The organism is Acinetobacter sp. ACNIH3, assembly GCF_002918965.1.
Taxonomy (GTDB): domain Bacteria; phylum Pseudomonadota; class Gammaproteobacteria; order Pseudomonadales; family Moraxellaceae; genus Acinetobacter; species Acinetobacter schindleri.
This window is the reverse complement of the sequence record NZ_PQLP01000031.1, coordinates 26320-35713: the sequence shown is the minus strand read 5'-3', so window position 1 is coordinate 35713 and position 9394 is coordinate 26320. Positions and strand designations below refer to the sequence as shown.

The following is a 9394-nucleotide window of genomic DNA, read 5'->3' as shown; positions in this document are numbered from 1 at the left end:
AAAATCATTTGAATGATTTCTTCTTGGTCTACGTGCCATAAAATACTCCATATATTGATGTTTATAACATCATTTGAGGAGCAGAATATCACTTATAGGAGTTGTTCAAATTTACGGATCCATCTCTTCTAAACATACTGAAAATTTTGATTTTCGTTGTAGCTTTAGTTATTTTTATTAAATTCATTATAAGTGAATACTTAGGTGTAATTTTTAGCAAAGAAATTACAGTTTTTGCGGGGATGTTTTTAGCACTCGCAATTCTTGTTTATGAAATTATTTCAATTTGTATATCTAGACTAATTAATAAAATTCACTATGACGCAGATCAACGTGAAGCTATTGAAACATTTGAAAAGCATCAACTTAATGTTGGCTTTATCGTAGCTGACTTGCCAAAAGATCAAAAAAACAATGAGTTAAAAGATTGTGTTGAAGCTTATATCACTCTAGCGAAACAAAATTTACCATTTGTTTTGATTAATTCAGACAATGTATCTACTTCAGGAATATATTTTTCAGGGCAACGTGGAAAGCGTGACCATAATAAATACAAAATCATCATTAAAAGAAACTTAGACTAAAAACAACCTTTTAGAAAAATAAAAAAGCCAGTATAGAACTGGCTTTTTTTGCTTAGTACGCTTAAAAATAATTTTCTTCAGGATACCTAATTCTTTGTAGAACAACTCCAATTAAGCCCGCTACAAGCATGTAAACCGCTTTCATATACCACATGCCCCACATAACGGTAATTGTGGTCGCTGAAAATTCTTGTACTGGCTGACCAAGAAAATTAGTTGTTTGATTAAATGATTTTTCTGAAGCTTCAAGCGCATAATAATTTAATGCAGGGAATAAGCAGACAACCAATAAAACAGCTACCGTAGGGTAAAGCATAGCTTTAGGTATATCCCATTTGATAGCAAAGTACAGCGCCACTACCAAAGCAATTAAGCCAACACTAGACTTCATTCCAGTGGCAAAATCTAAACCTACGGCACTTGAGCCTTTCCATACTAGAAAGCAAAAAACAGCTATCAGAAAAGCGACAAAGCCCGCAAAAATTTTAAATTGTTCCTGTTCTTGGTAATCCATATATGAATCCTTAACTATTAACTGCGGTGTCAGTATGATTGTTATAGCCTAACAACGGTTTATTTTCAGGTGGTGGAATGTCTACAACGTCCCGATCGACATTGACCAGAATTGATGTGAACTCACTTGAAGCAATCAATTCCTTTGCTTCAGTAATATAAGAATCTTCAGTCTGATCATTGATTAAGTAAAATGCCGTTGGTGGGTTGGTGTCTGTAAGCAATACGTTTGCAATTGGACTTTTAGGGCTTAGATTATATCGCAAGCACTTAATGAATGACCTATTCTGCATTGTAAGCGTGTCTAAGAGTTCTTTTTCACCCAAGCTCTCAAATGGTAGCCAAGTTTGATTTAAAGGCACTAGAGCAATTTCTTCAATCTTTGCGATACCACTATCCGCAAATCCAAAAGTCCCAATTGCTAATAGGTTTACATCGTCTTGATAATGCGCCTGCTCAAGCTCGGCTTCAAAGCGTTTATTAACTCGGCTATACATTTTTGCATCCATAAATAAATGCAAGGTTGGGGCATGTTTTAGAATGATTCTGCCCCCATCAAAACGTGCATCTTCAATAGACTTAATCACACCAATAAATATTTTTAATGGGCGTTTATTGCCTTTAACTTTCAGGTCTGCCAACTCTGCTTTTCTTCGGGCTTCAATCTCATTGTGTTTGGTTTGGTCGTAATATTCAGGGATATAAACCAATCCACTTAAATCATCTTTTTTATTCTTTTTATCATTCAAAGCTACTTTTAATGCCTTGCGAAATTGAAACCAATTATGCTTCATGTTCGGTTGGTGGCGGTTTAACAAAGCTTCTTCAAGCAAGTAATCTAACGTCCCTTTTAAGGTCAATTTTGTTGTTTCAGCTTTTACAGTATCTTTAGGTGTATCACTTGGCGTAGGCGCTTGTTTGGATACATTGCTTTTTGACAAACTGAACTCAAACTTTAAAACACTTGCCCCTGTTTCATCTGTCTTGATAGCTTCCCCAATAACCTCGCCTAGTCCTGAAATTTCAGTAGGTGGCTCATAGCTTAGGCAACTAAAGTCGTGCTGATCTGCGCTGTTAGGCATACGCTTTAAAACAAAGTTTTCGCCAATTTTAGCGATATACATTTCAATGTTTTTTTGTGGCAGACAAGCGCAAATAGGTCTAATCCCTTTTTGATAACACTCTTGCAAAATTGCCTGTGTTAATACTTCATCATCAGGACTAACAATTTTTCCATTATGTATAAAATTATTCATAAAACCGCCCTCATTTAATATTTAGGTGTGTTTCGATTAGGCGTATTTGGGTTTTTAATACGCTGATTAGGTGCATTCAAATTGTCTTTTGGTGCATTCGCTTTTTGCTTTAAAAGCTGTTCTCTAAACTCTGTATAGACTTCAGTTTTATGCCGTGAATCGAATCTAGCTTTTGACTGGTCTTTAAACTCATTAAAGTATTTATCTGAATATTCAAGATTCAATTTATTGAAAGGAATCTCGTATTCTTCATTTTTAATTCGTGCTTTCATTACTGGCTTATCTTTAACTTTATAAGCATCAATAACTTTTAATTCAGTACCTTTTTCAAAAGTTACCTTTTTAAATAGTCCTGTTTTAATCTCAAGATCATTAGTAAGTTTTACAAGCTCACCTTTTGCTATATTCATATTGCCGTTAAACTTAACGATCTCGTCACCAAGTAAGGCTTTAGATTTCAAACTTGCTCTAACTTCAGAAACGATTTCTTCTTTAGTGAATGTTTTATTTTCACTGGTCAATGAATACAGCTTGCTATTTATTCCAAACAATTCACGCTTATTCTCTAAATGCAATCTATGATCATTTAAATAAGACTTCATTAAATTATCTTTAGATTCTACAAGTGTGAAGTCTGTAGAGAACTCTTTAGTTTCTGAACGTCCAAGTACCTTTTTGAAGTTTTCAAAAGCCGTTACTTCTCTTTCTACTGGTTTGTAATTATGGTCATAAGAAACTTTACCGTCAGGGGTCTTAACAGTTTCTTTTTCATTAGTTGCAAAAGTTAAAGCACTATAATTGATTTGAATATTTTGCTTATGTCGAGTTAAAGCAACATAAGTTAAATTAGCATTCATATTTTCACTAGCTACAATATAAGCACTATCTACAGTCATACCTTGTGATGAGTGAATAGTATTTGCATAGCCATGTTTGAACTGGTCATATTCCTTTAAATCAACTCTAACAATTCTGCTATCACTTTCCATTTGAACCATCATAGCTTTAGGATTATTGAATTTATCCTTTTCAAAACCTATTACTTTAGCCAGTTCACCATTACTAACTTTCATCTGTGAATTATTTTGTTTGAATACAATTTTCTCACCGATGGAAATATCTAAATCACCTTGATAGTTTTTCACAGAAACACTTTCAGGATTAAGCTTACCTTGTTTGATAAGCAATGCTCTAGCCATTCGATTTAGTTCATTCACATCACTATTTGAATGAGCAAGCATTAATTTACTTTCGCTAGAATCTTCACTCCATGACTTAACAGTTTTAGCTAAAGCTAGATCATGAGATTCGTATTCATTAACCATATTAATAGATTTATAAATATCTATTGCTTTACCTACTTCATGCTTAGAAAGATATTTAGATGCTTGAATCATCTTGTCAGATTCTTTGGCATGTTTCTGACGTTGAATATCCTCTAGTGAAGCAATATTTTTCTTATCTAAGTTTTCTTGAATATTTGCAAATACATGACCCGCACTTACTGCACTTAACTGGTAACTATCACCAACTAATTTTATTTGTGCATCGTGTTTTTCTACAAGCATAAGCAAGCGTTGCATATCTCTTGAACCGACCATGCCTGCTTCATCCAAGATCAATACAGTTTTATTATTTATTTCTAAATTACCGCTATCATACTTAGACAAGAAAGAAGCAATTGTACTACTTGGAATATCACAATCATTCGCTATAGCCTTAGCTGTAATTGCCTGTAATGCGATTCCATATACTTGATAATCAGATTCTTTATAGGCTTCAGAAACGGCACTTAGAACGTATGATTTACCTGTGCCCGCAGAACCATTCAACAATGTAATCCGATCGGTAGAAGTTAAGGTATAGAATGCTTTTTCTTGCTCACTATTAAATGTTCTTGTTTCAGCAACACGTACCGCATTTAAAGGTAATTTCTCAACTAGATTAAATGGTTTTTGAATACGGCTTTCCTCATTAGCATTATAGATAAATGTTGAGATTGATTCCTCAATACCTACAAGCTCTTTAGAAGAAAATACGACTTTATCTTTACCATATAAAGTAGCCATATCAGGGCAAGTTATTACCGATTCATAAGCTTTTAAATATTGTTCTTCACCATCTGTATGAGCCATTAAAAAACGCTCTAGCTCACGCACTGAAAAAACAGATTGATTAGAAGTTAATGCTTTAATTGCTTCGCTTGGGCGCTCAATTATTATTTCACCATTTTGATGACGTACTTGCTTAATATTTTCATTGATATGGTATTTGTGACTGCTAACGTAATCAGCTCTAAAGTTTTGGCTAGACAATTCAATACCTTGCTCTTTAAAACTTCTATGATCAATACGTGCATCAATACCTAAGTTTTCACAAAAATCATTTACATGGTTAGCCCATTCTAGGCGGGTATCAACCACAAACATTTTAGAAGAAAAATAACGATCTTTACCCGCACCGCCCTTTTCAGGGTTTACTGGATTATAACGCTTAAAATGCTTTACTTCGTCACGCTCTATACCGTCTAATTTTCTTTCAGAAAACATAAGGTGAACATGCGGGTTTTGCTGACCATCACTAGCTAGAGGACTATGAATTGCATAAGAATAAGTGAAGTTTTCACCTAAAGTTTTTTCAACAAATTTCTCTACTAATTCTTCTCTTTGTTCTTTATTAAGTTCTCTAGGTAATGAAATTTCTAATTCAGTATAAACACGCCCATTAATACGCTCATTCTTATCTGCTGACTTCCAAAAGTGTTTTGCATCAGTAGCCCATGACGGTAAATTTCCAGATTTAATATTTTCTAAATCATCTCTTTTATACTTTCCATCACGGTTAATGTAGGCGTAATGATTTGCGCCACGAGTTCCTGTAGAACCGTATTGCCTGCCTGTCTTAACTGATAAGTGATAGATCGCCATTTTATGCCTTTTTTGCTTTTGCTTTTTCTGTTTCTCGGAGAGAAACGCGGAAGCGTGCATTCCTACTGCTATAGTCATGATAACCTCTCTATATATTCGCTACAAGTGACAAAACAAATGCTTGCATTTGTCCGATTTTGAAGCAATGCAAGGCATTGATTTTAAAAGCGGTTTTTGGGGCTGATTTTTGGCTTTTTTTGTAATTTATTTTTATATAGATATGGGGTTTCACCCCAAGCCCCACATAAGGGAATAATTCCCTTATGAATCCCTACACTTCGCCAGTGGGTCATCGGGGGTAGACACTTCGTTTACACCCCCTTTAGGATTAGTGTGTTTTTTTGATTTTTGCTGATCAATATGTTTTCAGATGAGCCGTGAGCCTATGGCTTCCGTTCAGTCTGAAAAATATTGACAGTGCTATTGCCTTTGCGAACTCTTATAGTTTTTTGTTGCTTTGTATTTTTTTGGGATTTTTTAATTTTTCATTGTGATATTATTTGATCACCTTATAACTTTTGGATTAAGAAAATGAATATTGAGGATTTTAAATTTACTGAAGATCAAAAAAAATTCGTCACTGAAGAAATTGATCGTTTAAAAAAACTTGAGAACAAAAGTCAAACTGAAGAAATTATCTTAACTTTAGTTTCTAACATTGAATCAGGTACGCCAACGAAACAGCAAATTAGTTCTTTTGAACGGATTATGAAAAATGAGTTTAAAAAATATAAAGCTCGTTTAGAACTGGAAAAAATCAAGGAGGATGAAAAAAAACTTCTTGCAGGTTTAAAAAAAGAAGTCCAAGTTGCACAAGCTAAAGATCGAAAAAAACGTGAACACAAGCTTATTACAATTGGCGCTCTTTTTGAAATGGTAGACTTCCCATCTGAAGATAAAGGCATTATCACTGGGATGCTTTTAAGTGCTATTGAAAATGCAAAAAATAACCCAAGTTATTTTGATAGTTTGAAAGCTTCAGGTGACAAATTTATTAATGATCGTGAACAAGCAAAAAAATCAAAAAGCACTTTAGTTGATAATTCAGGAAGTGTTACTGCTGAATGACTAAAATTGAAATATCTTATATTTTGTCGCAACCCTGCGGGATTGCTTTGTAAGTCCCGCTTAGGGGCAAAGGGGAGTAGTTGCGGTTCTGCGGTCAGCTCGACAAAATCACAGATTTTGTCGGCTTCGCTTGAACCTTGCAACGGTAATCAGGGAGGGAAGAATTTTTATATTTCTTCAGTTCGCAAAGTAGACACTTTGCTCTATTGATACCGCCTAGAGTTTAGTTTTTAATATCATCTTTAAAAATATATAAGCAGGCAGTACCAAATAGCAAAGTTGTAGCTAGATTAAAAAATATTTTAATCATTTCGTAAAAATCTTGATTTGGTTGTCCAAGATCATTGTACCAGTGGCTACTTATAAAATTCCCAATGTTATACCCTGCCAACATTCCTACAAGTGTATAAATAATTATCATCAGAATTTTAGATTTATACTTAGTGTTTTTCATTAAAATTTTCCATTTGCTCTATGTTCTCATAGTAATCTAATTCAGTTACTTTCAACTCTAACAATATTGAGTGATAAAAGTTTAATGGTAGATTCAAAAGTTCATTGTGTACCGCCCATAAATCAACTTCAGATTTAAAAAGCTTAGTGTATCTTGGTTTGCCTTTTTGGATTCTTTCGCTTTCTTCTGCAATTAGTTCGGCTCTAATTTTATTTAACATATTGATCATATCTATAGCTGTTTGATCTATTGTATAGATATATGAAGTTTTGCCATTCATCCATAATTGAGCATCACGCTTATTGAACTTTGTATTTTCTTCATAGACTACATTATAAAAATCTATAACCTGTTCCCGACTGTATAAGCCATTCTTAAAGCATTCTATTTTGAACTGTGCATTATTCATATTAGTGACCTCAATAACTTTATGTTAGCTCTTACCTGTTAAGACTATGCTTTTTTGCATATCCATAAATTTGATTCGCAATGAACCGCAATTTTTTTGCTTCATTGGAATATCACCCGCAAAAAAATTGCGGGCGACTTTATCACCACTTTTTTGGTTTCTATATTTGATTTAAAACCAGTAATGTTGATTCTAAATCTTCAATATGTACACCTAGTTTTTGGGCTAGTCTGTGCATGTTTTTATCATCAAGTATTCTTAGCGCTTTGTGTAATGATGCATAATTATTTAATGTAGAAAACTCCTCTATTTTATCATCAATGTAAACTTGATCTAACCCAGCATCTTTAAAACACTCGATCACCTTTAGCCCAACAAAAGATAATTTTTCAATCATTTTAACCTTTCCTTAAATTGCTTCATTGATTAGTAAAGAAAGCCCCGCAGGGCTTACTTTATTATATTTGATCTATAAGGCTTATTACTCGTTTAGATGCGTATATCCCATTTGCATTTAACTGGCGTACCCAAGCGCCCCGACTTGGCGACCATTTAAAACCATTACTTTTTAAAATTTGGCGTATTTCTTCCGTAGGTTTACCATCAAATATAAACATGCAACGGTTTTCTATTTTGCATTCTGTATATTTATAAAGATCGTTCTCAACTTCATTTGAAGTTCTATTTTCAAGTGTTTGCAATTCTGCAATACGCTTTTTCAAGCGGTTAATTTCAGCATTATTATTCTGAAGTGAATAGCTTGCAAAACCAATTGAGCCATATTTAGGATTTAATACGTCTATAGCTTTTTCTTCAGAGAATCCAAGTTCAATTAATCCCTCTAAACGTGCATTGTGTTCGGGAAATTTTTTAATTAACTTGTTAGCCTTTTTCATTAACTCTTGCGCCTGCTGTAACTTCTCAAGCTTGCTTTTAAGTTTTTCTATTGCATTAGGGTCGTCACTTGAAATACCGCCCTTGCCTACGCTATCAGCTTTATTTTGATAGTATTCGGCTTTCTTCATTTCCTGAACTGATTTACCCATAATAGAGTGAATTTTAGAACGAAAGTTTCTATCTCGTTTTTCACTATGATGACCAACTAAAACTGGCTGTCCAAACGGTATACATTCAACCATTTGATTTGAACGTGTCGCCAATACTGTGCTTTTTACTGTTGCTTTATCAGCTAAAGCTTCATAACGATCTAAGCGGTTTTGTTGGCGTTCTTCATAACGGTTTAAGCGTTCTGCTTTGATTGCATCATTGTTATTTTGGTCGTTCATAATTCAATACCTTTTTAATTTAAGTCGCCAATCGACCTGATAAATACATTATACCTAAATTGATTTGTGAGTACAAAACAATATATGTAAACAAGTGTAATTATTATTGTGTGTCTTGAATGCTTCAGATTTGCGCTGTAGCGGGTTGTTTCTCTTTCCTGTGGTTTTGGTCACTCCCGATCTGAACCAAGCCCGCAGGCATTAAAAAAGCCCCTTGCGGGGCTTCTTTTAATTATGCGTATGATGAAACATAACTGCGCTTATAAACCTTTGTGCCTGTTGCTAGTGTTTCGTATTCGTGCGGTGTCGCTCTGATATAGCTTGTGATCATGATATAGCCGTCTAAAATTTTCTTTTTAATTGGTTCTCCAATAAATTCGTTTTGCTTTGGTGATACTTCACTTTGCATAAAAGCCGTATCATGTGAGCGTTTAGCAATTTCCCGAACTTCACAAAATGCGCCTTTCTTAGATACCACTTGATAAAATTCTACGTTGGTTTGTTCATAGCCCCAGCATGTAGATAAAATATCGCCTACCTGTAGTTCTTCACGGAATTTTTTTAAACGCTCTGCGGTTTTTTCTTTGTTCTGTAATTTTTGCTCATATCTTGCATTACATGATTGGATACTTTCCCCAACGGCTTGTTTTAAACGCTCAATTGTTCTGTAGTGAGTATTGATAAATGGTTTTTTTGCTTTTGCTCGATACGCCTTACATACAAGCATTTCAGTTGATACAAAAAAAACCGAACCGTCTTTAGCAGTTAAAACCAAACTGCCCTCATAGAACATTTGACCTTTTTCATTTTGAGTAAAATTTTTCATTTTCGAGTACCTTTTGTATGAGGTCGCCAATCGACCTGATAAATACATTATACCTAAATTGATTTGTGAGT

Annotated in this window: 10 protein-coding genes; 2 read left to right on the top strand and 8 right to left on the bottom strand. The window is 34.1% G+C overall.

Annotated elements, in window-relative coordinates:
* Positions 1-146 precede the first annotated feature (146 nt).
* On the top strand, positions 147-584 hold the full coding sequence (locus C3420_RS12000) for a hypothetical protein (protein WP_017480454.1): 438 nt from the start codon (positions 147-149) through the stop codon (positions 582-584).
* Between the two features lie 61 nt (positions 585-645).
* Here the strand turns inward: C3420_RS12000 and C3420_RS11995 are convergent, their stop codons facing one another.
* Genes C3420_RS11995 through C3420_RS11985 form a run of 3 tightly spaced genes read right to left on the bottom strand, consistent with a single transcriptional unit; the run spans position 646 to position 5280 of the window.
* Entirely contained in the window at positions 646-1098 is a 453-nt protein-coding gene (locus C3420_RS11995; RefSeq protein WP_004993232.1) for a hypothetical protein, read from the bottom strand.
* 10 nt (positions 1099-1108) lie between these two features.
* Positions 1109-2353 carry a DUF1173 family protein gene (locus C3420_RS11990; protein ID WP_015060702.1) on the bottom strand — a complete coding sequence of 415 codons (1245 nt, stop codon included), beginning with the start codon at positions 2351-2353 and terminating at the stop codon, positions 1109-1111.
* A 14-nt stretch (positions 2354-2367) separates the two neighbouring features.
* Entirely contained in the window at positions 2368-5280 is a 2913-nt protein-coding gene (locus C3420_RS11985; RefSeq protein WP_017480453.1) for an AAA family ATPase, read from the bottom strand.
* A 531-nt stretch (positions 5281-5811) separates the two neighbouring features.
* On the opposite strand from C3420_RS11985, the gene C3420_RS11980 reads away from it, so the two are divergent.
* Positions 5812-6348: a conjugal transfer protein TraD gene (locus C3420_RS11980; protein ID WP_015060720.1), complete on the top strand. Its 537-nt coding sequence runs from the start codon at positions 5812-5814 to the stop codon at positions 6346-6348.
* A gap of 223 nt (positions 6349-6571) precedes the next feature.
* Here the strand turns inward: C3420_RS11980 and C3420_RS11975 are convergent, their stop codons facing one another.
* From C3420_RS11975 to C3420_RS11955, 5 genes are all read right to left on the bottom strand, one after another.
* Complete coding sequence (locus C3420_RS11975) at positions 6572-6802, bottom strand: hypothetical protein (RefSeq protein WP_017480467.1); 231 nt, start codon at positions 6800-6802, stop codon at positions 6572-6574.
* The gene (locus C3420_RS11970) at positions 6789-7211 is read right to left on the bottom strand and encodes a hypothetical protein (RefSeq protein ID WP_015060719.1); all 423 of its coding nucleotides are present in this window, start codon (positions 7209-7211) and stop codon (positions 6789-6791) included. Before C3420_RS11970 ends, C3420_RS11975 begins: the two co-directional genes overlap by 14 nt.
* Before the next feature lie 160 nt (positions 7212-7371).
* Positions 7372-7608 (bottom strand): hypothetical protein, encoded by a 237-nt coding sequence (locus C3420_RS11965; RefSeq protein WP_015060718.1) that lies wholly within the window; start codon positions 7606-7608, stop codon positions 7372-7374.
* A gap of 61 nt (positions 7609-7669) precedes the next feature.
* The gene (locus C3420_RS11960) at positions 7670-8497 is read right to left on the bottom strand and encodes a DUF3560 domain-containing protein (protein ID WP_015060717.1); all 828 of its coding nucleotides are present in this window, start codon (positions 8495-8497) and stop codon (positions 7670-7672) included.
* Between the two features lie 232 nt (positions 8498-8729).
* The gene (locus C3420_RS11955; protein WP_017480466.1) at positions 8730-9323 is read right to left on the bottom strand and encodes a hypothetical protein; all 594 of its coding nucleotides are present in this window, start codon (positions 9321-9323) and stop codon (positions 8730-8732) included.
* Positions 9324-9394: the final 71 nt, after the last annotated feature.

What these genes read in the sequence shown, in the direction of transcription:
- C3420_RS11995 (WP_004993232.1), bottom strand. Translation starts at nt 1,098, where the DNA reads ATGGATTACCAAGAACAGGAACAATTTAAAATTTTTGCGGGCTTTGTC.
- C3420_RS11990 (WP_015060702.1), bottom strand. Translation starts at nt 2,353, where the DNA reads ATGAATAATTTTATACATAATGGAAAAATTGTTAGTCCTGATGATGAA.
- C3420_RS11985 (WP_017480453.1), bottom strand. Translation starts at nt 5,280, where the DNA reads ATGGCGATCTATCACTTATCAGTTAAGACAGGCAGGCAATACGGTTCT.
- C3420_RS11980 (WP_015060720.1), top strand. Translation starts at nt 5,812, where the DNA reads ATGAATATTGAGGATTTTAAATTTACTGAAGATCAAAAAAAATTCGTC.
- C3420_RS11975 (WP_017480467.1), bottom strand. Translation starts at nt 6,802, where the DNA reads ATGAAAAACACTAAGTATAAATCTAAAATTCTGATGATAATTATTTAT.
- C3420_RS11970 (WP_015060719.1), bottom strand. Translation starts at nt 7,211, where the DNA reads ATGAATAATGCACAGTTCAAAATAGAATGCTTTAAGAATGGCTTATAC.
- C3420_RS11965 (WP_015060718.1), bottom strand. Translation starts at nt 7,608, where the DNA reads ATGATTGAAAAATTATCTTTTGTTGGGCTAAAGGTGATCGAGTGTTTT.
- C3420_RS11960 (WP_015060717.1), bottom strand. Translation starts at nt 8,497, where the DNA reads ATGAACGACCAAAATAACAATGATGCAATCAAAGCAGAACGCTTAAAC.
- C3420_RS11955 (WP_017480466.1), bottom strand. Translation starts at nt 9,323, where the DNA reads ATGAAAAATTTTACTCAAAATGAAAAAGGTCAAATGTTCTATGAGGGC.